The organism is Aminobacter sp. AP02, from assembly GCF_003148805.1.
Lineage (GTDB): Bacteria > Pseudomonadota > Alphaproteobacteria > Rhizobiales > Rhizobiaceae > Aminobacter.
This window is the reverse complement of the sequence record NZ_QGGX01000008.1, coordinates 179,550-206,078: the sequence shown is the minus strand read 5'-3', so window position 1 is coordinate 206,078 and position 26,529 is coordinate 179,550. Positions and strand designations below refer to the sequence as shown.

The 26,529-nt window shown below is 59.9% G+C and carries 27 protein-coding genes, 1 tRNA gene and 1 pseudogene; 16 read left to right on the top strand and 13 right to left on the bottom strand.

The genetic code is table 11. The features are described from left to right. Window positions 1-20: 20 nt before the first annotated feature. Together C8K44_RS12805 and C8K44_RS12800 are read left to right on the top strand one after the other, a co-directional pair. Window positions 21-632, top strand: a complete 612-nt coding sequence (locus C8K44_RS12805; RefSeq protein WP_109576170.1) for a pyridoxamine 5'-phosphate oxidase family protein — start codon at window positions 21-23, stop codon at window positions 630-632. A gap of 119 nt (window positions 633-751) precedes the next feature. After that, window positions 752-1,636: a protein-methionine-sulfoxide reductase heme-binding subunit MsrQ gene (locus tag C8K44_RS12800; RefSeq protein ID WP_109576169.1), complete on the top strand. Its 885-nt coding sequence runs from the start codon at window positions 752-754 to the stop codon at window positions 1,634-1,636. A 4-nt stretch (window positions 1,637-1,640) separates the two neighbouring features. Here the strand turns inward: C8K44_RS12800 and C8K44_RS12795 are convergent, their stop codons facing one another. Then, on the bottom strand, window positions 1,641-2,090 hold the full coding sequence (locus tag C8K44_RS12795) for a MarR family transcriptional regulator (RefSeq protein WP_109576168.1): 450 nt from the start codon (window positions 2,088-2,090) through the stop codon (window positions 1,641-1,643). A 48-nt stretch (window positions 2,091-2,138) separates the two neighbouring features. Between C8K44_RS12795 and C8K44_RS12790 the strand changes: the two genes are divergently transcribed. Continuing rightward, entirely contained in the window at window positions 2,139-3,050 is a 912-nt protein-coding gene (locus C8K44_RS12790) for an alpha/beta fold hydrolase (RefSeq protein WP_109576167.1), read from the top strand. Window positions 3,051-3,074: 24 nt separating this feature from the next. Here the strand turns inward: C8K44_RS12790 and C8K44_RS12785 are convergent. From C8K44_RS12785 to C8K44_RS12775, 3 genes and pseudogenes are all read right to left on the bottom strand, one after another. After that, window positions 3,075-4,005 (bottom strand): annotated as a pseudogene (locus C8K44_RS12785) (hypothetical protein). Beyond that, window positions 4,002-4,820 (bottom strand): MerR family transcriptional regulator, encoded by an 819-nt coding sequence (locus C8K44_RS12780; RefSeq protein WP_109576166.1) that lies wholly within the window; start codon window positions 4,818-4,820, stop codon window positions 4,002-4,004. Before C8K44_RS12780 ends, C8K44_RS12785 begins: the two are co-directional and overlap by 4 nt. A 74-nt stretch (window positions 4,821-4,894) precedes the next feature. After that, window positions 4,895-5,290: a rhodanese-like domain-containing protein gene (locus C8K44_RS12775; protein ID WP_109576165.1), complete on the bottom strand. Its 396-nt coding sequence runs from the start codon at window positions 5,288-5,290 to the stop codon at window positions 4,895-4,897. A 267-nt stretch (window positions 5,291-5,557) separates the two neighbouring features. Here C8K44_RS12775 and C8K44_RS12770 point away from each other — a divergent pair, with 267 nt between their 5' ends. Beyond that, on the top strand, window positions 5,558-7,429 hold the full coding sequence (locus tag C8K44_RS12770; protein WP_109576164.1) for a murein L,D-transpeptidase: 1,872 nt from the start codon (window positions 5,558-5,560) through the stop codon (window positions 7,427-7,429). Between the two features lie 23 nt (window positions 7,430-7,452). Here C8K44_RS12770 and C8K44_RS12765 read toward each other — a convergent pair whose 3' ends face one another. From C8K44_RS12765 to C8K44_RS12750, 4 genes are all read right to left on the bottom strand, one after another. Next, on the bottom strand, window positions 7,453-7,755 hold the full coding sequence (locus C8K44_RS12765) for a DUF982 domain-containing protein (RefSeq protein ID WP_109576163.1): 303 nt from the start codon (window positions 7,753-7,755) through the stop codon (window positions 7,453-7,455). Window positions 7,756-8,472: 717 nt separating this feature from the next. Next, a complete protein-coding gene (locus tag C8K44_RS12760; RefSeq protein ID WP_109576162.1) occupies window positions 8,473-10,368 on the bottom strand; it encodes an LTA synthase family protein in 1,896 nt (631 codons plus the stop codon). A gap of 386 nt (window positions 10,369-10,754) precedes the next feature. Further along, a tRNA-Val gene (locus C8K44_RS12755) sits at window positions 10,755-10,829 on the bottom strand. Window positions 10,830-10,897: 68 nt separating this feature from the next. Next, window positions 10,898-11,581, bottom strand: a complete 684-nt coding sequence (locus C8K44_RS12750) for a phosphoglycolate phosphatase (RefSeq protein ID WP_109576161.1) — start codon at window positions 11,579-11,581, stop codon at window positions 10,898-10,900. Window positions 11,582-11,723: 142 nt separating this feature from the next. On the opposite strand from C8K44_RS12750, the gene rpiA reads away from it, so the two are divergent. The 4 genes from rpiA to C8K44_RS12730 all read left to right on the top strand — a co-directional run bounded on the left by rpiA (window position 11,724) and on the right by C8K44_RS12730 (window position 16,112). After that, window positions 11,724-12,422, top strand: a complete 699-nt coding sequence (gene rpiA / locus C8K44_RS12745; protein WP_109576160.1) for a ribose-5-phosphate isomerase RpiA — start codon at window positions 11,724-11,726, stop codon at window positions 12,420-12,422. Between the two features lie 18 nt (window positions 12,423-12,440). Then, a complete protein-coding gene (locus tag C8K44_RS12740) occupies window positions 12,441-13,004 on the top strand; it encodes a DUF2059 domain-containing protein (protein ID WP_109576159.1) in 564 nt (187 codons plus the stop codon). Between the two features lie 182 nt (window positions 13,005-13,186). Next, a complete protein-coding gene (gene gor, locus C8K44_RS12735) occupies window positions 13,187-14,581 on the top strand; it encodes a glutathione-disulfide reductase (protein ID WP_109576158.1) in 1,395 nt (464 codons plus the stop codon). 157 nt (window positions 14,582-14,738) lie between these two features. After that, window positions 14,739-16,112, top strand: a complete 1,374-nt coding sequence (locus C8K44_RS12730) for a 3-deoxy-7-phosphoheptulonate synthase class II (protein WP_109576157.1) — start codon at window positions 14,739-14,741, stop codon at window positions 16,110-16,112. A gap of 54 nt (window positions 16,113-16,166) precedes the next feature. Here C8K44_RS12730 and C8K44_RS12725 read toward each other — a convergent pair whose 3' ends face one another. The 3 genes from C8K44_RS12725 to C8K44_RS12715 all read right to left on the bottom strand — a co-directional run bounded on the left by C8K44_RS12725 (window position 16,167) and on the right by C8K44_RS12715 (window position 18,424). Further along, window positions 16,167-16,937, bottom strand: coding sequence for an RES family NAD+ phosphorylase (locus tag C8K44_RS12725; RefSeq protein ID WP_109576156.1), 771 nt, complete (start codon window positions 16,935-16,937; stop codon window positions 16,167-16,169). Further along, window positions 16,897-17,277, bottom strand: a complete 381-nt coding sequence (locus C8K44_RS12720; protein ID WP_109576234.1) for an MbcA/ParS/Xre antitoxin family protein — start codon at window positions 17,275-17,277, stop codon at window positions 16,897-16,899. Before C8K44_RS12720 ends, C8K44_RS12725 begins: the two co-directional genes overlap by 41 nt. 76 nt (window positions 17,278-17,353) lie before the next feature. Next, window positions 17,354-18,424 (bottom strand): GGDEF domain-containing protein, encoded by a 1,071-nt coding sequence (locus tag C8K44_RS12715; protein ID WP_109576155.1) that lies wholly within the window; start codon window positions 18,422-18,424, stop codon window positions 17,354-17,356. A gap of 325 nt (window positions 18,425-18,749) precedes the next feature. On the opposite strand from C8K44_RS12715, the gene C8K44_RS12710 reads away from it, so the two are divergent. The 4 genes from C8K44_RS12710 (at window position 18,750) to C8K44_RS12695 (ending at window position 21,111) form a co-directional block, all read left to right on the top strand. Then, window positions 18,750-19,169: a GFA family protein gene (locus C8K44_RS12710; RefSeq protein WP_109576154.1), complete on the top strand. Its 420-nt coding sequence runs from the start codon at window positions 18,750-18,752 to the stop codon at window positions 19,167-19,169. A 104-nt stretch (window positions 19,170-19,273) separates the two neighbouring features. Then, entirely contained in the window at window positions 19,274-20,071 is a 798-nt protein-coding gene (locus tag C8K44_RS12705; RefSeq protein WP_109576153.1) for a class III extradiol ring-cleavage dioxygenase, read from the top strand. A 49-nt stretch (window positions 20,072-20,120) separates the two neighbouring features. Then, window positions 20,121-20,480: a diacylglycerol kinase gene (locus C8K44_RS12700; RefSeq protein WP_109576152.1), complete on the top strand. Its 360-nt coding sequence runs from the start codon at window positions 20,121-20,123 to the stop codon at window positions 20,478-20,480. A gap of 40 nt (window positions 20,481-20,520) precedes the next feature. Then, the gene (locus C8K44_RS12695) at window positions 20,521-21,111 is read left to right on the top strand and encodes a hemerythrin domain-containing protein (protein ID WP_109576151.1); all 591 of its coding nucleotides are present in this window, start codon (window positions 20,521-20,523) and stop codon (window positions 21,109-21,111) included. Window positions 21,112-21,114: 3 nt separating this feature from the next. Here the strand turns inward: C8K44_RS12695 and C8K44_RS12690 are convergent, their stop codons facing one another. Further along, window positions 21,115-21,696, bottom strand: a complete 582-nt coding sequence (locus C8K44_RS12690) for a DedA family protein (protein ID WP_109576150.1) — start codon at window positions 21,694-21,696, stop codon at window positions 21,115-21,117. Beyond that, on the bottom strand, window positions 21,693-22,256 hold the full coding sequence (locus C8K44_RS12685; RefSeq protein WP_109576149.1) for a DUF1003 domain-containing protein: 564 nt from the start codon (window positions 22,254-22,256) through the stop codon (window positions 21,693-21,695). Before C8K44_RS12685 ends, C8K44_RS12690 begins: the two co-directional genes overlap by 4 nt. Window positions 22,257-22,355: 99 nt before the next feature. On the opposite strand from C8K44_RS12685, the gene C8K44_RS12680 reads away from it, so the two are divergent. From C8K44_RS12680 to C8K44_RS12665, 4 genes are read left to right on the top strand one after another with little or no spacing between them, the layout of a single operon-like run. Beyond that, complete coding sequence (locus C8K44_RS12680; RefSeq protein WP_109576148.1) at window positions 22,356-23,066, top strand: DNA-3-methyladenine glycosylase I; 711 nt, start codon at window positions 22,356-22,358, stop codon at window positions 23,064-23,066. A gap of 53 nt (window positions 23,067-23,119) precedes the next feature. Then, the gene (locus C8K44_RS12675; protein WP_109576147.1) at window positions 23,120-24,802 is read left to right on the top strand and encodes an NAD+ synthase; all 1,683 of its coding nucleotides are present in this window, start codon (window positions 23,120-23,122) and stop codon (window positions 24,800-24,802) included. 54 nt (window positions 24,803-24,856) lie between these two features. After that, complete coding sequence (locus tag C8K44_RS12670; protein ID WP_109576146.1) at window positions 24,857-25,276, top strand: GNAT family N-acetyltransferase; 420 nt, start codon at window positions 24,857-24,859, stop codon at window positions 25,274-25,276. Between the two features lie 9 nt (window positions 25,277-25,285). Further along, window positions 25,286-26,521 (top strand): MFS transporter, encoded by a 1,236-nt coding sequence (locus tag C8K44_RS12665; RefSeq protein WP_109576145.1) that lies wholly within the window; start codon window positions 25,286-25,288, stop codon window positions 26,519-26,521. The last annotated feature ends 8 nt before the right edge of the window (window positions 26,522-26,529 follow it).

Sequence of the window (26,529 nt, the reverse complement as noted above, 5' to 3'; positions counted from 1 at the left end):
GCAAAGCAAAAGGGCAGGCGATGTCGGACATATCCTCGGTCGAACAACTTGAAGCACTTTATGGCCTTCCCGGCGAAACATCGCTGGTCAAGGAACTCGACCACATCATTCCCGAATACGCCGCCTTCATCGAGGCATCGCCTTTCGTTTCACTTGCGACCAGCGGGCCAGAAGGGCTCGATTGCTCGCCGCGCGGCGACCTTGCGGGCTTTGTTCGCATCCATGACGCGCGCACGCTGATGATGCCTGACCGTCGCGGCAACAACCGCGCGGATTCGCTCAAGAACATCATCCGCGATCCACGGGTGGCGCTGCTGTTTCTGGTGCCGGGCTCGGGAACGACGTTGCGGGTCAACGGTCGCGCCCGCATTAGCGTCGATACGGAACTGTGTGCGTCTTTCGCCGTTGAATGCAAGCCGGCGCGCTCGGTGACGGTGATCGATGTCGACGCCGTCTATTTCCAGTGCGCGCGGGCGATCGTCCGTTCCGAGCTGTGGAACCCCGAGCGTCATGTCGATCCGAAATCGCTGCCGACACCTGGGCAACTCCTTGCCGTCACCAGCCGCGAAAGCATCGACGGCGATGCCTATGATCGCGAATGGCCTGAGCGCGCCAGGAAATCGATGTGGTAGGCTGCTGTCTGGCCTTTGATCGCATCGCAGCCGCCGTTGATGTCAAAACAAAGTGATTGCGGTCGGTGTAACTCCAGCGGCGTTGGCGACGTATACCGGCAAACTGCTGGAGCTACCGCATGACGCCTTGGAAAGACCGCGCTGGAAATTTTTCGCCTCTCAAGGCTGCGGCATTCGCCGGTACATTGGTGCCGGTCCTGCTGCTTGCCTACTATGCACTGGCCGGCTTTCCGAAAGGGGCTGGCGCCAGCACGCTGCTTGGCCCGCGACCGTTCACTGCGGCTATCCATGAAACCGGCGACTGGGCCATACGCTTCGTGCTGTTGTCGCTGGCTGTGACGCCGCTGCGGCGCATCGGGCAATGGCCGAAGCTGATTATCATCCGTCGCATGCTCGGATTGGCCGCACTGTGTTACGCGCTCGGGCATCTGGTGCTCTATTTCTTCGACCAGAACTGGGATGTGCTGCGCGCGGTCAGCGAAATTGCGCTGCGCATTTATCTCACTATCGGCTTTGTCGCGCTGCTCGGACTGGCCGTACTTGGCGCGACATCGACTGATGCGGCGATCAAGCAGCTTGGGCGCAACTGGAACCGGCTGCACAAGATTGCCTACGGCATAGGCATCCTGGCGGCACTGCATTTCTTCATGCAGTCCAAGGCCGACGTCTATGAGCCGACTCTGATGGCGGGCTTCTTCATCCTGCTGATGTTTTATCGGCTGGCGCATTGGCGCGGGCTCAGCGTGATGTCGCCGCTTGTTCTCATCGGGATCGCAATTGCGGCGGCGCTGTCGACCGTCATCATCGAGGCGGCGTGGTATGGGCTGGCAACCGGCGTGCCGCCCGGCCGCGTGCTTTGGGCCAACCTGCAGTTTTCCTACACCATCCGGCCGGCATGGTGGGTCCTGGCGACAGGCTTGGGTGTCGCTGCCCTCGGCTATGTCAGATCGCTTGGAAAGGCCCAAGTGCCGCGGGGCAGGCGGGCCGCTAGAGCGGCAGCCTGAGCAGCTATTCCTTAAGGGCATCGGCGACGCGCAACATGTGCGCGCCGATCAGATCGCATTGCTCGGGTGTCGAGGCGCTCATCGCCTTTTCGATCAGCGCTCCATAAGCTTTCAGCGCGCGCATCAGCAGTGCTTCGCCGTCTCCGGTCAACATCAGCCGCATGATGCGACGGTCCTTGGCATCGGCTTCGCGGCTTACAAGCGAGCGCTTTTCCAGTTGCGGCAAGAGCATCGTGATGTTGGAGCGTCCGACAAGCAGCTTGCGGGCGAGATCGTGCTGCGACATGCCGGGATGGCGGTAGAGGTTCATCAGCACATCTAGCTGTGCTGGCTTGAGGTCATGCGGCTGCAGCGCGCTCGCCAGGGCGCGCTCCATCGAGTGGCAAGCCTTCGCCACCGCGACCCAGTTGCGGAACCGCGGATTGTCCCACGGCAAATCTTGATTATTGTTCATGGTTGAACTATTATTGTTCATGATTGAACTTATGGATGGGCGATCACTATGGCATCAATCGGGCTGAAGGTCATCCGGCGGCTGTTCGGTATGGCCGAACTGGTTTCACCGCGCCTAGCGGGCCGCGCAGCATTCGAGCTTTTCCGGCGTACGCCAAGCGAAAGGTCGCTCTCCGAAGGCGAAAAGCGCGCAATCGCCAAGGCTTCCGATTTCATGGCCGAGGCCCGACATCACCGAATCAAGACACAACGCGGCTGCGTGGCGATGCATGAGTTTCGTCCCCCTCAGAGGAGAGGCGAACGCGGTACCGTGCTTGTCGTCCACGGTTGGCGCTCACGCACCGAATACATGCGAAAACTGATCGAGGGCTACAGGGATGCCGGCCATCGGGTGATTTCCCTCGATCTGCCGGGCCATGGTGGCTCGCTTGGACGAGCGCTCGACATGGCCAAGGCGGTCGAAGCCGTCAATCTCGCAGCCCAGTGGTTTGGGCCGTTCGAGGCAATCGTGGGTCATTCCTTCGGCGGTGCCGTGGCCGTCAATGCTGCCGCCGGTTCGGTCAAGGCTTTCGCGCCATTGGCGGTAGGACGGCTGGTGCTGATTTCAGCGCCAGATTCGATGCCCAAGCTGTTTGAGGATTTCGGCGGCTACATCAAGCTTGGGCCGAAATCGCAACATGCCATCGCAAGCCAGGTCGAGCGCGTTACCGGAACGCCCATCAGTCATTTCGTCAGCTCCACACTGCTGATACGTCTGACCATTCCGACGCTCGTCATACACGCAGCCGACGACAGGGAGGTGCCGGCGACGGAGGCCCGCGCCATGGTAGGCGCGGGCAGCCATGTCAGGCTTTTCTGGGCCGACGGGCTTGGCCACCGGCGCATTCTTACCGGCGAAAAAGTTGTCGAGGCGGCGGTCGGTTTTCTAGCCGACGCGCCTGAGGTCGCCGTCGTTCACTAGCCAGCCCCCAAGGCTGGCCAGCGTTCAATTTTGCTTCTGCAATGCCGTGCGCAGGATGCCGTAGGTGGGTGCCAGTTTCACGAAGGGCTGCCGCCGCGGCCGCGTCGTGGCCGAAAACCAGCGGATGTTGCATCGCGCCAATAGCGCGTGCCTGCCTGTCGGCAATCTGTGCTGCTTCGCTGTATCCGGCCCGCGCCAGGTATGTTGCGGCATCGGCGGCGCGGCGGGCGCCGACCCGGACCGCGAAATGGATCATGTGGCCACGAAGTTCGTCGTCGCATCCAGTCTCGATCCTTGCAGCCAATGCTTCGGCCGCCTCGCCATTGCCCAGGCTGCCGGCGGGCATGCCGAGATCGCCCTCCATTGACAGCCAACGGATCGCATTGGGGATGGATGCCTTGATCGTGTCGATTTCGGACATGTTTGCGACCCGCTTGAATCCGGTTCGCATCGTGTAGGGCGTGCCGTATGTCAGTGTCCTGGCCTTCCAGGCTGCCATGAAGTCGGCGATCGGCAGGCTGGCATAAGGATAGCCTTGCGGATCATGCATCAGCACGCGCTCGTCGTCCGCTTCAAGGACGACGACATAATGGTCGGCCGCGATTGGGCCGCGCATGCCCGGCTGGTGCCGGAGATGTCCCATTTCCACCGGACCGATCCACACCTGCCCGCCAGCAAGTGCCGCCCTGAGGCGGACCAGGGCTTCGTCGGCCTCGCCACCTTGGGTGACCGTCGATGTCCAGCCAAGCGCCGAAAGCGCGTCCTCAAAGCCTTTCTCGGGGTCCCAGCCATAAGGGTCGAAGAACGGCATCGTTCCGCCAATAAGTTGCATGCCGAACGGACTGCCGGTGGCGAATTCGATCACGCCGCTGGAGGGGGCGTCGGCTCCGAACATCATGGCGAAGGAATTGGCGTAGCAATACGGGCCCGAGCCCGTGTAGGAAAAGTGCATCATGGCTGCTCTCTTGGGGTGATCGGATAGGCGACATCGAAACGCGCGCCATCTGTTCCGGGATAGGTCTCGCAGGGGCTGCCGGTGCAGCTCAGTGCGCTTCGTGCGTCGAGCCAGGCTTCAAGGGCGTCGTAGACGCGCAGGATGAGCGGGAAATCCTCATATGCCTTGGGCACGGGCATATAGGCCTCGCACCGCTCCGGCTGCAGCCTGATGCGCAAGTCGCCGGTCGGCTCGAGCCGCCCTTCATAGGCAATGGCGACCTCTACGAGGCCTTCGCTGTCGCGGCTGACCTGCTCGTGAAAGTGGACGGCCAACGGTCCGTCGCTTGGCAAGTCCGAGGCACGCAAATGTGCACGGATGTCTGCCTCGGCACTGGCGACAAACTTGTCCAGCGCCTCGACGCTAACCTGGCTCTGTCGGGACACGATCTTGACGGCAGGCATCTCGCGCAAACCGATAGCGCTAGCCAAAGCGGGTTCACCGCCATCGGCTTGCCGGGCAAGCGCGTGTACGGCCTCGGCCTGCTCGGCGAACAGGTCGCTTTGCGCGGCCAGCCACGCTTGAAGTTCGACCACGCGGGCCTCTGGCGTGAGTTCGATAAGCTGCGCGACACGCGCTACCGGCAGCCCAAGCCGTCGCAGCTTCGCGATCAGCTGCGCCCGTGCCGCCTGTTGGGGCGCATAATAGCGATAGCCGGTCTGCGGATCGATATAGGCAGGCACCAGAAGGCCTTGCTCGGCATAGAGCCGCAACGCCTTCGGCGACAGTCGTGTGGCGGCCCCGAAGCGGCCGGCAAGAAGATAGGAATCGTTCATGACGGCAGGTCTACGGGCAGCCCCTGGGGCGAGGTCAAGCGCTCCGAAGTGCTTTCGTCATTGCGATCCAGGCCTCAGCTTTTCTTGCCACCCGGTTCCGTCGGGAGGCCGGCGGCGCCCCAGGCGCTGAAACCGCCGAATATGTGGCGCACCGGCTCAAGTCCCATCTCGTGCGCTGTCCTTGCGGCAAGCGCTGATCGCCAGCCGCCGGCACAAAAGAAGATGAAGCTCTTGCCGCTCGAGAAAATCGGCTTGTGGTAGGGGCCTTCCGGGTCGATCCAGAATTCGAGCATGCCGCGGGGGCAATGTTGCAACCCCGGGATCCTTCCCTCGCATTCGACTTCGCGCGGATCGCGCAGGTCGATGAAGATGGTGCCGGCATCGTCAAGCAGTGTTGCCGCTTCCTCGGATGAAACCACCTCGACGACTGAGTTGGCCTCGTCGAGCAGTTCCCGGTAGCCCTTTTTCATAGTGTCCTCGTTCCAATTCCGCTGGGCGCCGCCTTGTCGGCCAAGTGATCGCATGAAGCTGCACGGCTTGTCACCAAGCTGGATCGCGCCCGGACGCCTCACGATGATGTGAAACTGTTCGGCAACAGCTGTCGGGAAATTTATGAAAGCTTAACGTTATCGGTATGAATCGAGACAGTCGCGCCTTACATCAGCCATTCGGCGACAGGAAATCTTCCACCGGCGCATGGAGATTCCGATGCAATTTCCGGCAAGGTTGGGTGTTTTATGACGGTTTCAATCCTGAAAAGGCCGATATCGCTTCCGCTGGCCGCCTTGGCCGCTACGCTTGCCATGGGTGCCCCGCAGGCGGGCGCGCAGGGCCTGTTCCAAATGCTTTTCGGCGGCACCTACAACCGCGAGCCGCGCCAATTGCAGCGCGAGTTTCCTCCAGCCCGTTCGCACCAGAAGAAGCGGGAGCCGGCTCCGGCAGCCAAGATCAGCGCACCGTCATATTACACCTACAAGACCGACCCGATGATGACGGTCGACTTTTCCAAGCTGGTCGCCGGCACGCAGTCGGTATCGCTTGACGCGTCGCTTGCCGGTACCTCCTTCCGCGAGGCGCTTGCAGGCCTCAGCGCGTTCGATCTCGTTGCCGAAAAAGACATCGCTAAGGCGTTGCTCGATTATTATTCGGCCAATCCTGATTTCATCTGGGTGAGCGGGCACACTGCCAACGCCCGTGCCGAAGAGGCGATCCGCACGCTGAGCGACACCGCGAGCCATGGATTGATCCCGGCTGACTATGCCGTTTCGGTCCCGCCCGCCACTTATGCGGCTGACGATGTGGCTGGCCGCCCGAAGACACTGATCCGCTTCGAAATGGCGATGTCGGCGCGCGTGCTTCGCTACGTGCATGACGCCCAAGGCGGCAGGATCGATCCGAACCGCATTTCCGGCTACTATGATTTCGCGCCGAAGCAGCTCGACATGGTAGCCACGCTCAAGGCGCTCAGCCAAACCCCGGATGTCCGAGCCTTTCTCGAATCGAAGCACCCGCAGAACCCCGAGTACAAGGCACTTCGCGTCGAGCTCGAAGCACTGAGAGCGAGCGAGGAAAACGACATTGTCGTTGATCCCAAGCTGCTGCTCAAGCCGGGCGAGACCAATCCCGAACTTCCCAAGCTGCTGCATCTGATCGCCCGCGATCTCGATGACGAGATGGGCGGCGAATACGGGGAGACCTTGGCCAGGCTGGGCAGCAGCGAGGTCTATTCTCCTGAGCTTGTACCGGTCGTCGAGGCGGTGCAGAAGCGGGCAGGGCTCAAGGCCGACGGCGTGGTCGGTCCGCGCACGGTGGCGATCTTGGCCGGTACCTCCAAGGCAGATCGCCTGGACAAGGTATTGGTCGCGCTCGAACAACTGCGCTGGCTGCCGTCCGATCTGGGCAGCCCACGCGTCTTCATCAACCAGCCGGCTTTCACCGCGAGCTACATTGAAGACGGCGTCGCAAAGCTCAAGATGAAGACGGTGATCGGCAAGTCCACCAATCAGACCAGCTTCTTCCAGGACGATATCGAGCAGGTCGACTACAATCCCTACTGGGGGGTGCCGCAGTCGATCATCGTCAACGAGATGCTGCCGCGGCTGCGCAGCGACCCGAGCTATCTCGATCGGGCCGGCTACGAGGTCACCGATTCCAAAGGCAGGCGCATTCCCTCGTCAGCGATCGACTGGGGACAGTATGGCGCCAAGGTGCCTTACAGCGTGCGCCAGGCGCCGAGCGAGGCCAATGCGCTGGGCGAACTCAAGATACTGTTTCCCAACAAGCATGCGATCTACATGCATGACACACCGCAAAAGGCGCTGTTTGATCGTGACAACCGCGCCTTCAGCCACGGCTGCATCCGTCTTTCGGATCCTCGCGGCATGGCAGCGGCCGTGCTGGGCACCGATGTCGATTACATCGCGGCCAAGTTGAAGCAGGGGCATTCGTCCGAAAAGGTTACGCGCAAGATTCCGGTCTATGTCGCCTATTTCACCGCCTGGCCTGATCTAGACGGCAAGGTAGAGTATTTCGGCGATGTCTATGACCGTGACGCGCGGCTGAAAGACGCCATGATACGAACCGACTCCGCTCGCGCGCCGGGCATGTGACCGTTTGAGCAAAGCGCCATCCGTCAGGCCGGCAGGCCGCCGCGTCCGCGTTTGGTCGTCATCATCCATGGCTCGAGCGATATGGGACCTTGCTCGAGGATGTTTGCCGACCTAGCGAAGCTCTGAACGGCACTGCGCGCGCCCTCGACAGGCAACTGACCGTTGCGCGCTGCCACGCAAGCGCGGGTGGCGACACTGTAGATAGGTCCGCGCCGACTTTCGGGCCAGTCTGTCAGAAAGGCAATTGCGTCAGTTAAACAGCAGATTTCGCGAACGATGTGTTCGTGCTTGACGAATAGCGGGCGATTGAAAGCCTTGGCCTCCATCACTTCCTCCAGTTTTCTTGTCAATTTTGAGCAAGCGAAAGGCTGCCGGACATCGGCAGCAAGGAAAACATGGGGCGATAACCTGCAGGGTCAAGGGCAGTGCTCGGCGCTGCCGCCCAGTGTTTCGGAATTGACTGCTGAAAGCCCTGGTGCAGGGCGGTCCTCCATGGTCCGTTGCCATGGCGACAAAGGCGGCTGGCCGACGCCACACTCAGCTAGAACATTTACGGCGTCGCGTCGGCCGCTCCATCCGCCCAGATGCAAATGGTGCTCCCCGGGGCGCTCAGATGCAACTAGCTCAATGGATTGAGGGGTGGCAACGAGGGTGCGCGGTGGCCAAAAAAGCTGCGCGATTGCGCGTAATCCACACCAATGCGCCACTTGCTTCCTGCTTGAGCCTATTTTCAACACAATGAACCGGCATCGGGCGCCGGCGGGCAAGTTTGAGTTCCCGCCTTAGGCAACAGCCCCGCTGGTTCCGGCCGGCGGGGTTTTGCGTCTTTGAAAGGTCAGGCGTGGCCGGCGCATTGCAAACGCCGGGCGGGGAGCAACAATGCGCCGGCCACAGGGGGAAAACGGCTCCCTCCTTTCACAATCATGACATCGGTTGCACGCGATACATCTGCTCCATTCGGCTAGGCGATGATGTCTTTATCGCTCGAATGGGGGATGGGTCATTGCCGTTGGAAGTTGCCCCTACGGCTCAAGCTGGAAGTGCTACCCGGTCACATCTCTATGAGATGTAGGTCGGGGAAATACGCGGTTTGTAAATTCCAACCAGTAATACATCTTCACATAGTTCTTGTAAGCGATGTATCTGTCGCTAAGGTTTTCCGTCGTGGTCGTAATGCCTTGAGGAGTGACGTAGTAAAATTCATCACCGAATGCAGCCACTGGGGTATGAAATTTCGGCGGCTGCTCGAAAATGGAATATCCGATGAAAGCATTGTCAGCCTTTTGGATCGATAGAAGGTGTAGGAGCGTCGGTGCAAAATCAACTGACGTTCGATAGCTGGCGTCAAAGGTGGACGGCAGAGACAATCCTCTATGGTAAATAATCAAGGGGATGCGGTCGACGAAGTAAGACTGGTAGTCATCAGTTTGCAGGGCCTCAACCACAGGTGGTTCCGGAAATGTAGCGTGATCAGCGGTAATGATCAAAAGAGTATTATCAGCGTAAGTCGAGTTCTGAAAATAATCCAGGAACTTCCCAAGTTGCGCATCGAAATTGTGCATTCGATTGAGCGCTGGGTTCTTGCCATTGTTGTAGGTTATTCCAGCGCTGTCAGAATCCAAAAATGCATGTGTTCCAATGTTGTAAGTCCCAACGAAGAAAGGCTGCTTATCACCGCTTTTGGCCTGTTTTTCTAAAAAGCCCTTGAGACCAGCGAATATTTCTGCGTCTGCAGCGTCATGAGTGCCCGAACTGAGTGCTGTTTTTCGTCCACCTAGCAATTCAGACAGTGTCTCGACAGAATAGACCTTTCCAAAGCCAAGCCATCGCAGCATCTCGTTAAATTTGATGGATTCCGGGCTCGATGATAAAAAAGCGGTCTTGTATCCTTGAGAAGCAAGGATATCTGGAATTGTCCGGTAATTGACGCTCGTTAACAGAGCTGTGTTGTCTTCACCTGATGTTTCCCAGCCGCCACTCTCTGATCCACCGTTGCGTGGGTATCCGGAAGTCAGTTGACCTTGTATTCCCCGGTATGTTGCCGCCGTATGGCTGAAATAGTTGTCGACCGTCATTGATTTTGAGGCAAATCGATCAACGTTGGGCATCAGTCCCTGATGATTTCCACCATAGGTTTGCAAGAAACGAGCCGATAAACCTTCGGCAAAGATCACGATCACATTTGGTTGGTTGTCGGCGAGGTGCGTTTTGGGGAACATTAGGGGGGTGGAATAAGCCTCCTTGCGCAGCAGCGGGTAACGTTCGAGGCTTGGTAAGGTGATGCCTTGTCCATCAAGCACTTTGGTCATGTCTGCCAGGCTGTTCCTTGCCCGGTACATGTCGCGATATTTGCGGGCGAGAGATGTTATTGGCACCATATCTGGGCGGATATGTACGTACCCTGTCGGATTTGTAGGACTGGTAATTGTTCTAACAAAGAGCAGGCATACAACTGCCAAGCAGAGCAGGAAGCGTCCTCCGAGCGGATAAGTTTTACACTGCTTACGTGTTCGTATGGCGGAAAAACAGAGATAAATCCAACCTGCAAGGCCCAATGACAACACGAACAAAAACGACGGCTTCGTTACATATTGTCTGCCATCGGCGCTGTTTTCCAGTGCGAGAACAGAGATGTAGTGCCCAGATAGGTATGCGGAATAGCCCTGAACTGCGTAAATGAACATTGCCGAAAGCGGCATAGCTAAAAACACGCAAACTGCCGGCACCGCCAGTTTGGCGTGCTGTATTTTCCAGGCAGCGAACCCAAGCATGCAAAGGAGGCCGATCTCGATTGCAGGCATCACAACGGTGGAAAAATCAATTGTGAATGCCGGATTTCGTCCGCGAAGGGCAAGAAGCAGCAAGGCGAGATAAAGGGCATAGATGGCTAGGAAGTAAAGCGCATAGCATCGCTTCAATGGTCCATCGCTGGTCCGCATCACAAATCTTTCTGGGAAGTTATCGGCGAAATAAATCGAAGAGGTCGGCTAGTCGCCTGACTTCAATGCGCGGCTGAAAGCCGGCCTAGTGCAGGATCACGTCGGTGAGGCTGTGGACTATTTAAGCCGGGGAACTTCGTCGATGACTTCGGGCACATGGAAGTGGAGAGGCATGTGCGTCATGCAGGGCAAAACTCTGGATTTTCTGGAGGTGGCCGGGGGCATAGTGATCATGGTTCTGAATGGTTGTTGTGCACCACCATCCCCAGCTTTCCAGGACGCTACGAAGATTCAGATGCCTGTGATCTAAGTTGAAATCGCCTTCAGAGTCGTAGTCAAGAAGGTAAAGCAGAACATATGGAAATTAATAAAGTGGATCTAAATTATGGTGGGCGATGCAGGGATTGAACCTGCGACCCCACCCGTGTGAAGGGTGTGCTCTCCCGCTGAGCTAATCGCCCGTCCGAGGCCTCAAGGGCCGAACGTTCGGGCGATATAGGGGAGGGCTGGGAGTCGTGTCAAGGCGCCTTTAGCGACTTGCAGCGTCTATCAGCTTCTGGGCCATGCCAAGCGTCAATTCGTCATAGTGCGAGATGACCACTGAAGGCTCGTATTCGCTGACGTGACGGTCGGTGTAGCCGAAATCCACGGCGACGACAGGAATGCCGGCTGCCTTGGCCGTGTCGATGTCGGTGACCGAATCGCCGACCATGACAGCGCGAGACACGTCGCCGCCGGCATTGGCGATGGTTTCGGTGAGGTGGCGCGGGTCGGGCTTGCGGATGCCGAACGTTTCGGGTCCCGTAATGGCAGCGAAGCGATCGGAAAGCCCAAGTGCCCTGATCAGGCCCCGGGCGAGGTTTTCATATTTGTTGGTGCAGACAGCGAGCAGGTAGCCGGCACCGGCAAAACGATCCATCGCTGCCACCACTCCGGGGTAGGGCAACGAACGGCCGGGAATGTTGACCGTGTAGTGGTCAAGGAAGATTTCGTGCAGACGGTCGTGCTCCGCGGCAGCGAGTTGCTTTCGCTGGGCGGAGCAGGCGCGCTCGATCATGATGCGCCCGCCCTGGCCGACAAAGCGACGGAAGGCAGTGTCGTCGACTTCGGCGAGACCGCCGGCAACGAGCGTGTGGTTCAGGCTGTCGAGAAGATCAGGAGCTGTATCGACAAGAGTTCCGTCGAGATCGAAAACGATGATCGGTTTGGACATAGCTCGCTTTCATAATTGACACGTCGCAGAGGCGATAGCCCCGGGCCTGCCGTGGCGCAAGGCGGAGGGGTCATAAAGCCTTTGACCCAACGGGCAAAAATGCTAGGAGCCAAGCCTGATATTCGAGGATTTTACGATAGTCATGGATGCCAAGGCTTTGAAGATCGAGGCGGCACGCGCTGCCTTGGGCTATGTCGAGAGCGGAATGCGCCTCGGCATTGGGACCGGTTCGACGGCCGAGGAATTCGTCAGGCTGTTGGCCGTCAAGGTCGCCGCCGGCATGCAGGTCATAGGCGTGCCGACGTCAGAGCGCACCGCAGCACTCTGCCGCGAACTGTCGGTGCCGCTTTCGACGCTCGACGAGACGCCCGAGCTCGACCTTACCATCGATGGCGCCGATGAGATCGATCCCGCACTTACCCTCGTCAAAGGCGGCGGCGGCGCGTTGCTGCGCGAAAAGATCGTTGCCGCTGCCTCGGCGCGCATGGTTGTCATTGCCGACGAGACGAAGCTGGTTGATACAGTCGGAAGTTTCCCGCTGCCGATCGAGGTCAATCCCTTCGGCCTCAAGGCCACCGAAATCGCCATTGCCAAGGCCGCTGCCAGGCTCGGGCTTTCTGGCCCGCTCGTGCTGCGCAAGGCCGGTAGCGAAGCCTTCGTAACCGACGGTGGACATTTCATTATCGATGCATCTTTTGGCCGCATTCCCGATACAAGAGCGCTTTCCGATGCCTTGCATGCCATTCCCGGCGTGGTGGAGCACGGTCTCTTTCTCGGTCTGGCTACCGTTGCCGTCATCGCCGGCTCGGATGGTGTCAGGACCGTTCATCCGACCCGCTAAACAGGAGTTCTATTCATCATGATTTTGACAAACCGGCTTCGCCGCTTCTCCGTCATGGTGGCGGCTTCGGCATTCGCGGCCGTCGCATTCTCTGCCCAGGCGCAGGAGATCGGCGAATCCCACATCAAGGCAGCGCACGCGGCGATTACCGCGATCCATGCGACCGACAGCTTTGATGCGATTCTGCCGCAGGCTGCCGCTGCTCTCAAGCAGCAGCTGATCCAGCAGAATCCCGACATGCAGGAAGTGATCACCAAGACAGTAGATGAAAAGACGCTTGCCATGGCATCGCGCCGCGCCGATCTGGAGCGTGAGTCGGCACTGGCTTATGCCAAGGCGTTTTCCGAGCAAAATCTCAATGACATTGCCGCCTTCTACAACTCTGAAGCAGGCAAGAAGCTCATCGAGAATGGTCCGATCGCTACGCGCGAATTGGTCAAGGCCGCAGAGATCTGGCAGAACGGTATCGCCCGTGACCTTTCCGAGCAGGTCGGCGAGCAGCTGAAGGCTGTTATGGGCACGGCTGCTCCGGCAGCGACCGAGGGTGCCGCCCCTGCTGCGCCGGTCGCACCGCAGAACTGATCTGCCGCGACCAACAGTCACGATGCAAAAGCCCGGCATTTGCCGGGCTTTTCTTTTGCCACAGGTGCCACTACCTGTGACCGAACATCGGTGCATCAAAGGCGATGCGCAGTTTCAAAGACTTAGAACGACCTTTGCGCGGACATTAAATGTGAGCGCGGGCTGACCGCAGGAAGGACATCATGCCCCAGTACGACTACGATCTCTTCGTCATCGGCGGTGGCTCGGGCGGCGTGCGCGCAGCACGCGTTGCCGCAGCGCTGGGCAAACGCGTCGCGTTGGCCGAGGAGTTCCGTTTCGGTGGCACCTGCGTTATCCGCGGCTGCGTGCCCAAGAAGCTCTATGTCTATGCCTCGCAGTTCCCCGAGCATTTCGAAGACGCTGCCGGCTATGGCTGGACCGTGGGCGATGCCAAGTTCGACTGGAGCACGCTAGTCGCTAACAAGGAGCGCGAGATTTCGCGGCTGGAGGCGATCTACAAGCGCAACGTGGAAGGGTCGGGTGGCGAGACGATACAGTCGCGTGCCGTGCTGGTGGACAGCCACACCATCCGCCTCGAGGCGGAAAACCGCACGGTAACGGCCGATCAGATTCTGATTGCCACCGGTGGACGGGCAGCTGCGCACCCGGCGCTGCCGGGCCACGAGCACTGCATCTATTCCAACGAGGTCTTTGACCTGCCCGAATTGCCGAAGGCGATCATGATCGAGGGCGGCGGCTACATCGCCGTCGAGTTCGCCAATATCTTCCACGGGCTCGGCGTCGACACGACACTTGTCTATCGCGGCAAGGAAATCCTCAGCCGCTTCGACATGGATCTCAGGCGCACCTTGCATGAGACCATGGAGCAGAAAGGCATCAAGATCCTGCTGCATTCGGTTTCGCAGGAAGTGGTCAAGCGCGGCGACGGCCGGCTCGACGTCAAGCTGAGCTCAGGCCAGTCGCTGACCGTCGACCAGGTGCTTTTGGCCATCGGCCGTACGCCCAACACTGAAAGCCTTGGCCTGGAGGCTGCCGGCGTCGAGATGGACAAGCAGGGCGCGATCGTCGTTGACCGGTTCTCCAGGACCAGCGCTGAAAACATCTGGGCCGTTGGCGACGTCACCAACCGTGTCCAGTTGACGCCGGTCGCGATCCACGAGGCGATGTGCTTCGTTGAAACGGCGTTCAAAAACAATCCGACCGAGCCCGATCACGATTGCGTGGCGACCGCCGTGTTTTCGCAGCCCGAGATCGGTACGGTGGGCCTTTCCGAAGACGACGCGGCCAAGCGGTTCAAGAACCTCGAAATCTACCGCACCAGCTTCCGCCCGATGCGTCATACGCTTTCGGGACGCCAGGAAAAGATGCTGATGAAGCTGGTCGTCGATGGCGACACGCGGCTCGTGCTTGGCGCCCATGTGCTAGGCCCGGACGCTGGCGAGATGGCGCAGCTGCTGGGTATCACGCTCAAGGCAGGGCTCACCAAGGACGATTTCGACCGCACCATGGCCGTGCATCCTACCGCAGCCGAAGAACTGGTGACTATGTACAAGCCAACCTATCTGGTTAAGGACGGCGTGCGGGTCGACAACTGACGCGGACGCCACCTGGAACCTGCCGTAGGGAAACGTTCGATCTCAGGCGTGTTCCGGGGTAGATTAGAGGCTCCTCATCGTGTATGGAGCCGCGTTCCCGCAATGGCGGGCTATGGCGCGGGTGAGGTGCCCGTTAGCGAAATCATTAGGTGCGAACATGACGAAATGGTCACCGAATTCCTGGAGAAGCATGCCGATCCAGCAGGTCCCGGCCTATCCGGACTTTGCGGCGCTCACAGAAACGGAAGCCCGTCTCGCAACCTTTCCCCCCTTGGTTTTTGCAGGTGAGGCGCGCAAGCTGAAGAAGCAGCTTGCTGCCGTTGCCAATGGCGAGGCCTTCCTGCTCCAGGGCGGCGATTGCGCGGAAAGCTTTGCCGAGCATGGCGCCGACAACATCCGCGATTTCTTCCGCGTCTTCCTGCAGATGTCGGTCGTGCTGACCTTCGCCGGCGCTCAGCCGGTGGTCAAGGTTGGCCGCATCGCTGGCCAGTTCGCCAAGCCGCGCTCGTCCGACAACGAGACCAAGGGCGACGTGACGTTGCCAAGCTATCGCGGCGACATCATTAATGGCCCGGCCTTCGACGAGAAGTCGCGTATACCCGATCCGGCGCGCCAGGAGATGGCTTACCGGCAGTCGGCTGCGACGCTGAACCTTCTGCGCGCCTTCGCTCAGGGCGGCTATGCCAGCCTCGAGAACGTGCATCAGTGGATGCTTGGCTTTGTGTCGAACAGCCCGCAGGGCGAGCGCTACGAGGCTCTGGCCAACCGCATCACCGAGACCATGGATTTCATGCGTGCGGTGGGCATCACGTCGGAGACCAACTACGCGTTGCGCGAGACTGATTTCTACACCAGCCATGAGGCGCTGCTGCTCGGCTACGAGCAGGCGCTGACCCGTGTCGACTCGACCTCGGGCGACTGGTACGCGACGTCGGGCCACATGATCTGGATCGGCGATCGTACGCGCCAGCTCGACCACGCTCATGTCGAGTACTGCCGCGGCGTGAAGAACCCGCTCGGCCTCAAGTGCGGCCCGTCGATCACGCCGGACAACCTGCTCAAGCTGATCGACGCGCTCAACCCGGAGAACGAGGCCGGCCGTCTGACCCTGATCGCGCGCTTCGGCCACGACAAGGTTGGCGAGCATCTGCCGAAGCTGATCCGCGCCGTCGAGAAGGAAGGCCGCAAGGTCGTCTGGTCATGCGATCCGATGCACGGCAACACGATCACCGCTGCCGGCTACAAGACGCGGCCCTTCGACCGCATCCTGAGCGAAGTGCAGAGCTTCTTCGACATCCACCGCGCCGAGGGTACGCATCCGGGCGGCATCCATGTCGAGATGACAGGCAAGAACGTCACCGAATGCACCGGTGGCGCTCGCGCCATCTTGGCGGAAGAACTGCAGGATCGCTACCACACGCATTGCGATCCGCGTCTCAATGCCGACCAGGCGATCGAACTCGCATTCCTGGTGGCGGAACAACTGCGCAAGAGCGCGCCGGCGCCGGCGAAGAAAGCCGTCAACGCCTGATCCGCATAGCGGGTTCAATGAATAGAGGAGGCGCCGGTTTCGACCGGCGCCTTTTTATTTGCGGATCCAGTGCATCTCGCGAAGGCGCGGGTCGGCCGCAAAGGATGTTCGGTCAAAGCCAATGCGCATTTCGGGAAATTCGCAGATGGCCTGGACGCCGGATGGGCCGAGGCGAATGCGCCAGGTCTGACGTTCCGTGGGTGCGGGTTTGGTGAATACCCGGCAGGTGAGCAAGGCAAGATTCGCACCGCCGGCTGGATCGCGCACCGAGCGGTAACGGATCACCTCGACGCCGGCTTCGCGCGCCGCATCGGCCAGTTGCTGGCAAGCGGCGTAGTCGGTCGGATGTGTCCAGGCATCCTTGTCCTTCGCAAGCGGCGATACGGTCAGGTCGGTGGTACGTGTCGTCTTGATGGCTGCCGCAAATGCTGTGTATTCGGCCGCGTCGCTCGGCCAAGGCGTTTCTGGCGACTCCGAGAAGAACAAAAGCCGGTAAAAGGCCATCTCCGACACGGCGGTTTCGACCTTTTCCGCCGCATAATAGACGCCGAGTGTCTTGCCTGCGCGGCGGAAGCGGGAGCCGCTTGGATAGTTCGAGCCGTAGCGGAACGGCGTCGCCAACAGATAATGCAGGTGCCGGCATTCGAGGGGAACGACTGGCTTGGTCGTTTCGATCAGTTCCTCGAGTGCTGCCTGCTCAGCGAGATCGTCGACAAGCTTCAAGGTCGAGACACGATGTTGTGCCTCGACGAGGCGCCAGCAACGGCCATCTAAGGCGCGCGCCTCAGACGAGAGCGCGGCGGGCGTCCAGATAGGCGATGACATCGACAAGCCCGGCAATGGTGACGATCTTTTCAAGCGGAACAGCACCAAGTGCGGTGTTTTCGTTGCGCAGCCATGCGCGGGCTATCGGTTCGTCGCCCCCGACGATGGCATCGAGCGAGCGGAACAGGCGCACGAACAAGACAGCGAGTTCAAACGGCTTGGTGCCAGAGTCCAGCGCGAATTCCCGTTTTCGCATGCGCGAAACCGTGGCTTCGGACACGCCGATGATGGAAGAAAGCACCTTGGCTGTGATGCCGAGCAGATCGGCGGCCCGCAATGTCGCCTTGGTGATGACTGCGCCAGGCGCGGCCGAAGTCTCTGGACCTGGATGACTTCGCATCGAACTCTCCATTTCTCTGGCAAGTATAGTCCAGAAATATTTCCATGGAAAGTGTCGCGCGTTTGGTGGCCTCGGCTCAATCCTTCTTGTAGAGCATCCAACTCTTGCCCTGCCGCTCGGCGATCGTCGAGTAGCGGGTGACCCGGTTGCGGCCAATCAGCTTGGACCGGTAGAGCGCGCGGTCAGCCTTGGCATAGAGGTCTTCGGCGCTTTCCGCATCGGAGGCCATGCACACGCCCATCGAAACGGTGACCTGGCCGCAGTTCAGGCCCGGCTGGATGTCCTTGAGTTGTGTCTGCGCAACCAACAAGCGAACGCGATCGGCGATTTCGAAGGTGGCTTCTTCGGTGGTGCCTTCGACAATCAGCGCGAACTCTTCGCCGCCGGTGCGGGCAACGAACATGTCGCGATGAACACTGGATTGAAAGATGGTTGCGATGATGCGCAGGATCTTGTCGCCAACCGGATGGCCGTGCCGGTCGTTGATGTCCTTGAAGCGGTCGATGTCCGCCAGGATCAGGGCACTGAACAAGATGCCTTTGTTGTCGTCATAGATCTTGGCGATCCGCCTGTCGAAGGCGCGGCGATTCCAGACGTGTGTAAGGGGGTCGGTGTCGGCGAGCTTCTTGTACTCTTCAAGCTTCGACTTGACGCTTTCCAGTTCGCTCGACTTGTCACTGAGCGTGCTCACCACCTGCTTGCCGTGGTCGATGGTCGACGCGGTCGCCACCGACATCACGCCGACGATCTTCTGAAGCAGCTCCTGCGACATCGCAGTGCGGCTGTTCAGTCCGCTCGATGTCTCGTCGAGCACCTTGCCGTAGCGTTCCAGATGGGTGCGCTCGTTACGCAGCAGGCTTGCGACCCCTTCGAGCTCGCGGGCAAGCACTTCGCGTGCGTGCTCGACGATACCTTGGCCGTGATTCTGAGCGAAGAACTTCCGGCCGATCAGGTCGAGCTGTTCCTGGGTTGGGCGATTGCCGAGGGCGATGACCTCCAGGCTGAGCGCGGGGTTCGTCCCGGTCAACGCCTCGTAGAAGATTTCGTAGTTGCGCGGCAACCCTATGACGCCCATCTGGCTCATAGTTGCCACGACGGTGCTCGCGATATCGTTGCCTCGGTCTGTCGGGGCGGCTGCAGAATGCATTAATGTCCCGTTTCAGTTGGCCAAACGGCCGGTGGCGCGACAGCGCGATGCTGGCGGGCAACCGGTCGGGGGCGCGAGCGGCGTGAAAGAGAAAGTTGCGATGGCGCAGGTCCCCTCTGCACTCATCATCTGCATTGATACCTAATTTAGGCTGGCTAAGTTTTCCTTAATTTGGGCCCGCGCGACGGCTATTTTTCTACCACAGGGTGTATTTGGTGCTGCGTGGGCCGTAGGCGGCATAGGCCCCTCTGGCGAATGTCGCAAATCATCGCGCCTGGCGGCTTGAATAGCGGCAATCTAGGCCCGGCCAGTAAAGGAGAGGGCTGTGGACAAGTTACATCAAGGATCGTGCCTGTGTGGCGGAGTGCGTTTTACAACGACGGCACAGCCGCGTGGAGTGGTGTACTGCCACTGCAGGCAATGCCGAAAACAAGCCGGCCATTTCTATGCAGCGACAAATGTCGCCGACGACCAGCTTGAGCTTCACGGCAGCGAGAACATCACCTGGTATGCGGCATCGGATTTTGCGCGGCGTGGCTTTTGCAGCCGGTGCGGCTCGTTGTTGTTCTGGAAAGCACATGGGCAGCCCGACATATCGGTCATGGCGGGCCTGTTCGATGACCCGAGTGATCTTGCCGGAGCCTGCCACATCTTCGTAGGCCAGAAGGGCGCCTATTACGAGATCGACGACGGTCTGCCGCAATTTGAACGGTCGTCTCCCGACATTGCCGTGGCGCAGGATTGAACGAAGACCCAGCTCCCGTTCTCAAATGGTGAACGCTTCGTCTTGCGGCGGCGGTCTGCTCTAAACAGCGGATGGGGCATATATTCCAGGCAAGGAGAAAGAACATGAGCTCGTTGCCCACACTTTTCATTTCGCATGGCGGTCCTGATATCGTCTTGGCCGAAACGCCTGCACGCCACTATCTCGAAACTGTCTCGCAACTGGTGCCGAAGCCCAAGGCTATCGTCATTGTCTCGGCGCATTTCGAAACCGATGGCGTCGCCGTGGTGACCGATCCCAAACCGGGTATGATCTATGATTTCGCGGGCTTTGCTCCGGAACTGTACAAAATGGTTTATCCGGCAGCGGGAGAGCCCGCTCTCGCGGCCAAGGTTTTTGGGATGCTGGAGGCCGCCGGGCTCAATCCGCATACCTACGAAAAGCGTGGTTACGACCACGGCACCTGGACGCCGATGAAGCTGGCTTTTCCGGACGCCAATATTCCAATCGTGCAAGTCTCGATCGACCCCAATCGCGATGCTGCCTGGCACTATGCCGTCGGCAAGGCGTTGGCGCCGCTACACGAGGAGGGTGTTCTGCTGATCGGCTCGGGCCACATCACCCACAATTTGCGGGCATATTTCAGCAGGTTGCGGCACGGAGCGGAGCCCGATCCCGCGTTGGCCGGAAAGGTTCAGGCCTTTACCGACTGGTTCGCCGACAAGATTGCGTCAGGCGATACCGCGGCCCTTCTGGACTGGCGCGCCAAGGCGCCGTTCCCGGCCGACAATCACCCGACCGATGAGCACCTGATGCCGATCTTCTTCGCCTATGGGGCTGCCGGTGAGGGCGCCAAGGGCCGCCGTGTCCACAATTCGGTCGATCACGGCTTCTTCGCCAACGATTCCTATCTGTTCGACTGACCGCCGAGCCGCTACATGATGCCCTTTCGAACATTTGAAAGGGCATTCCATGGAGCGGCTGGTCAAGGCTTTCCAGAATTCGGTGCGCGCGTTTTCGCGACTCATCCGCACCGAAGCAGCATTCCAGCAGGAGATCATCCTGCTGATCGCGGCATTGCCCGTCGGCTGGTTCGTTGCAGCGACCTGGAGCGGCTATGCGTTGTTGGTCGGCTCGATCCTGTTTCTGATCACGGTGGAAGTGCTCAATACCGGGATCGAAGCGGCCTGCGACGCGGTGAGCCGAGAGTTCAACATCGATATCCAGCTGGCGAAGGACTGCGGATCGCTCGCAGTGTTGATTTCGATTGTCATCGTTCTCGGCGTCTGGGGCTTCGCGATCGCCGAGCGCATCCTCGGTCTTCCGATCTGAAGCATGCGTCCCCATATGTCGGTTACCAAAGGAGACCGGCATGGCTGACCTGACCAACAATCATCACCTTGAAGCGCGCAGCGGCCTGCCTGACGATCTGCGTTGGCTGGTCGAAAAGTATCCACGCGAAGACTGGAGCGCCCATGACAACGTTCACGGCATGGCCTCGATGTGGCTGCAGCGCCACGACATGTTCCGAGAACTGGGCGGGGCACTGACCGGGGGCATCGCGGACTATCGCGAGGGCCGGCTTGACGCCGTTGAGTTCGCCCGCTGGTTCGCGCCGCGGCTCAACTTTTTCCTTGGCAATCTCGATGGCCACCACAATGTCGAGGACCAGCATTATTTCCCGGCCTTCGCCAACGCCGAGAAACGCTTGAAGCACGGCTTCGACATCCTCGATGCCGACCATCATCTCATCCACGAGGCGCTGGAGCGCAATGCGGAAACGGCCAATGCGTTTCTCCGCGCACTGCAGGAAAATGAAGACAAGCAGCGCTTTGCTGCCGATGCCTATGCCGATGAGAATGCGCGGCTGGTCGCGATGCTGACCAGGCATCTCGATGATGAGGAAGACCTTATCATTCCGCTCATTCTGGACCGGGGAGACCGTGCGCTCGGGGTCGGGTGACTGCTATTCGCGAGGCTCCTTCTTGGCGACATGGTGGGCGAGAAGCCATCCGGCGATGGCAACTGCCACGCCAATGCCCAGCCCGATCAGCAAGCGATGATGTCCCTTCAGCGTGTCGCCGATGATATGCTCGGCACCGAGGCCGAAAACATACCCAAGGCTGACGAACAGAGCGGCCCAGATCAGGGCTGACAGCGCGTTCAGTACAAGGAACAGCAAGATCGGGATTCGCGACAGCCCGGCGGCGATACCTCCGGCCATCCGCATACCGTAGATGTAGCGGTTTGCCAGCACGAACAGATTGGGGTGGGCCTGAACCATTCTGTAGGCGTGGCTGAAACCAGGCCGTCGCCTGAGCAGGCGCACCCATTTGTGACCCGAAAAGTTGCGGCCAAGAACAAAGAAGAGCGTGTCTCCCAAAAAGGCGCCGGCGCATGCGGCGGCAAAAGCCTGCCATGGCGCAAACAGCTGCTGGTGGGCGAAAAAACCGCCGAGGATCGCCACGCTTTCGCCCTCGGCCATGCAGCCGATAAAGACTGCGAGCAGCCCGAAGCGTTCGACGAATTGGTGAAGGGTTTCGATCATCGAGAAGGCGACTGGGCCGCGGAGGCGTCGGCGATGCGCTGGACCTGGGCAGTCAGCTCCTGCACCTGCTCGCGCAGCAAGATGATTTCCTGGAACCGGATTTCGTCAAGCTTCTCATGCAGCGCCATGATCTCGATCTCGGCCTTGAGGTTGACGGCGTAGTCATGCGCGGCATCGAGGCGGTCGCGTTCGGCCTGGCGGTTCTGCGACATCATGATGATGGGCGCTTGAATGGCCGCCAGCATAGACAGCACCAAATTGAGGAAGATGAAGGGGTAGGGGTCGAAGGACTCTTGCCCCAATAGCCAAGCGTTGAGCAGCGCCCACGCCACCAGGAAGCCGAGGAAAGAAAGGATGAAACTCCACGAGCCGCCAACGCGCGCCAGGCCATCGGCGAGCCGGTCGCCGCGGCTCTCGCAATGGGCAATGCTGTCGTTGACGTTGCGGGAAACCGGCTTGCGGTCGATCGCGCTCTGAAGGACCTTGTGTTCGAGCTCGCTCAGATGTTCCGGTGCGCGCTTCAGCCATCGCCCCGCCAGTTCCGCCACGCTCTTGTTCATTGCAAACCTCCCGTCGCAATCGGCTGCTTGGCAGCCACGAATCCTTATATGAAGATAATGGCCGATGTCGCCAAAATGCGCCTGCGAGGGAATGGATAGATGGACTTCGCCAAGATCTGGACTCGAGCCGCCGGACGCAAAGGCGGCGAGGCGGTACTCAAGTCTCTGCTAGGGCCTGCGCCCGACAACGCTGCGCTATCAAAGGTTTCGGACGACCGAATCCTTTCCACCATGGCTGAGCGCGTTTTTGCTGCAGGCTTCGTCTGGCGCGTCATCGAGCAGAAATGGCCGGGCTTTGAGGAAGCGTTTCTCAGTTTCGAGCCGAAGCGGCTTTTGTTCCAGCCTGACGACTTCTGGCACGACCTCGCCTCGGACAAACGCATCGTTCGCAATCCGCAAAAGATCAGGTCGGTGCGTGACAATGCTGCCTTTGTCGACCAAGTGTCGAAGGAGCATGGCAGCTTCGGAAAATTCCTCGCTGCCTGGCCTGCCGACGATCAGGTCGGACTCACGGCCTATCTTGGCAAGCACGGAAGCCGGCTTGGCGGCAATACCGGCCAGTATCTGCTGCGTTGGCTCGGCTGGGATACCTTCATCATGTCGCAGGACATGATCCTCGCGTTGCGCGATGCCGGACTCGATATCGGCGAAGCTGCCACTTCCAAAAGGGATCTCGCCAAGGTGCAGGCCCAGATCAATGAGTGGGCGACGGCGACCAAGCTGCCGCGCGCGCATATCTCGCGCATCCTGTCGATGTCGATCGGCGTTAATCACCCGGCCGACGAACTGCGCTCCTACATGGGCGAATGATGGTCCAATCGAACGGCATTGCCCGACGCAAACACGCAGGCTAAATCGCTGACATGACGAAAAAATCCACTCCCGACGTCCTCCGCATCGCAGTCGCCCAGCTCAACCCGACTGTCGGCGATATCCCGGGCAATCTCGCCAAGGCGCGCGAGGCGCGGGCGGATGCTGCGCGACAAGGTGCCGATCTGGTACTGTTCACCGAACTCTTCCTGGCCGGATATCCGCCGGAGGATCTGGTGCTCAAGCCGGCCTTCCTTGCCGCATGCGAGCGCGCTGCAGACGAGTTGGCCAAGGACACGGCCGACAATGGTCCCGGTGTCATCATCGGCGTGCCGCTCAAGCGCAAGAGCGGGGTGCACAACGCGGTCATAGTTGCCAATGGCGGCAAGGTGATTGCAGAGCGTTTCAAGGTCGACCTGCCCAACTATGGCGAGTTCGATGAAAAGCGCGTCTTCCAGGCCGGGCCCGATATGCCCGGACCGGTCAATTTCCGCGGCGTGCGCCTCGGCATTCCGATCTGCGAGGACATCTGGGGCGAACTCGGCGTGTGCGAGACGCTGGCGGAAAGCGGCGCAGAGATCCTGCTTGTGCCCAACGGCTCGCCTTATTACCGGGCCAAGATGGATGTCCGCCATCAGGTGGCTATCCGCCAGGTCATCGAAAGCGGCCTGCCGCTGCTTTATGCCAACCAGTTGGGCGGCCAGGACGAACTGGTCTTCGACGGTGCTTCGTTTGCGATCAATGCCGACCATTCGCTGGCTTTCCAGATGAGCCAGTTCGAAGAGACGGTGGCCATGACCATGTGGCGGCGTACCAGCGAAGGCTGGACCTGCGCCGAAGGCCCGATGTCGAAGATCCCTGATCGGGAAGAAGCCGACTACCGCGCCTGCATGCTGGGCCTGCGTGATTACGTCAACAAGAATGGTTTCAAGAACGTAGTGCTCGGCTTGTCGGGCGGCATCGATTCGGCGATTTGTGCTGCCCTTGCAGTCGACGCGCTCGGCGAAGAGCGGCTCAGGGCAATCATGATGCCCTATCGCTATACCTCGGGAGATTCGCTCAAGGACGCGGAAGATTGCGCCCGTGCACTCGGCTGCCGCTATGACATCGTGCCGATCCATGAACCGGTCGACGGCTTCTCGCATGCCCTGACGCAGCTCTTCGAGGGCACCAAGGAGGGCATCACCGAGGAAAATCTGCAGTCACGCGCTCGTGGCACGATCCTGATGGCTGTTTCCAACAAGTTCGGATCGATGGTCGTGACCACCGGCAACAAGAGCGAGATGTCTGTTGGTTATGCCACGCTTTATGGCGACATGAATGGCGGCTTCAATCCGATCAAGGACCTCTACAAGATGCAGGTTTATGCGCTGTCGCGCTGGCGCAATACCCATGTGCCGCCGGGCGCGCTCGGACCTTCGGGCGAGGTGATTCCGCAAAACATCATCGACAAGGCACCGTCGGCGGAACTCAGGCCGAACCAGACCGACCAGGATTCGCTGCCGCCCTATCCGGTGCTCGACGATATCCTGGAATGCCTGGTCGAAAACGAGATGGGCGTCGACGAGATCGTGGCGCGCGGCCATGACCGTGAAACCGTACACCGCATCGAGCACCTGCTTTACATCGCCGAATACAAGCGGCGGCAGGCAGCACCGGGCGTGAAGATCACCAAGAAGAACTTTGGTCGTGACCGCCGCTACCCGATTACAAACAGATTCAGGGATCGCGGATAAGTATCTGACTCTGAATAGATATCTTGCGGTGAACTCTGCCGGAAGGAATGGCTTATGACTGCGGTCGAGATCAGCTTTGACCTCACACGTATTGATTTCGGCAAAACGTCGGACGTCATCAAGGCGAGTTATTGGGGCGCGCAGCGAAGCGACGACCTCAATCGCCGCGCCCTTGAAAATTCGCTCTGCGTTGCGGCATATCTCGATGGACAACAGGTAGGTTTCGCGCGGGTCGTCACCGACTATGCCTGCTTTGCCTATGTGTGCGACGTCATCGTCTGGCCCGAACATCGCGGGCTGGGCATCGGCAAAAAACTGGTGCAGGCACTGCTCGACCACCCGGATCTGGCAAGCGTGACGGGCTGGAGCCTGCGCACCAGCGACGCGCACACGCTCTACAACAAGTTCGGTTTCAAGGTTTCCAACGACGGCATGTACATGCGCCTGGCGCGGCAGCCGACCGTGCAAGAATAGACTGAACGCGTGTCTTACATAGCTTTCGTCAAGGACAATCCACGCTGGCTGGCCGGCGGGTTCTTGCTCACCTTCTTTTCGACCTTTGGCATGACGTCGTTCATCGCGCTGTCGGCCGGCGACATCCGCCGCGATTATGGGCTGTCGCATGGCGAGTTCGGCACGCTGTACATGTTTGCAACACTTGCCAGCGCGCTGAGCCTGCCGCGGCTCGGCCAGATCGTCGACCGCTACAGCGTGCAGAAGGTAGTGCTGTTCGTCGTGCCGATGCTGGCCTTGGCGAGCGTGTCGATGGCACTGTCGCAGCATCTCGTCCTGCTGTTTGTGACCATCTATCTCCTGCGCCTGTTTGGCCAGGGCATGATGGTGCATTCAGCCTACACCGCGACCTCGCGCTGGTTTTCGGCGCAAAGGGGGCGGGCGCTTTCAACCGTCATTCTTGGCCACAACGCCGGCGACGCCATCATCCCGATGGGCTTCGTGCTGATCGCCGCTGCGGTTGGCTGGCGCAATGGCTGGCTGCTGGCGGCGGCGACGCTGGCGTTGATCGCCGTGCCGGCCATCGCGCTGCTGGTGGCCACCGACCGAAAGCCGCGCTCGTCGGATCCTGTGGCGCGCCGGATCGATGCGCGCGACTGGACGCGGGGCGAGGTGGTGCGCGATCCGATTTTCTACCTGTTGCTGCTTGGCGTCATGGCGCCGGGCCTGATCGTGACGACGCTGTTCTTCCATCAGGTCTATCTGGTGGAGTTGCGTGGCTGGTCGCTCGAAGTGTTTGCTTCGTCCTTTTTGGTGACGGCGGTGGTCAATGCCGCCTTCACGCTGGTCGTCGGCCAGCTCATCGACCGGTTTTCCGGCGTATCGCTGCTGCCTTTCGTATTGTTACCCTTGGGTTTCGCCTGCTTGTTGCTAGGCCTCGTCGAAGCCCAGTGGAGCGCCTTCGGCTTCATGGCATTGCTCGGCGTTTCGAACGGTTTGTCCACAACGCTGTTCGGGGTGGTCTGGCCCGAAGTCTATGGCCTCAAACACCTTGGTTCGATCAGGGCACTCATCGTCGCCGCCGGGGTCTTTGCCTCGGCAATCGGGCCGGGGCTGACAGGGTTCCTGATCGACGGCGGTGTCAGTTATCCCGGACAGATCGTGGCCATGGGTATCTACTGCTTTGCAGTTTCCTCCGTCATGTTATTGGTTTCGCGCCGAGTGCGTGCGAGGAGCCAGGTCTCGGCAGTGCCTGTCCAGGCCTGACCAGAACC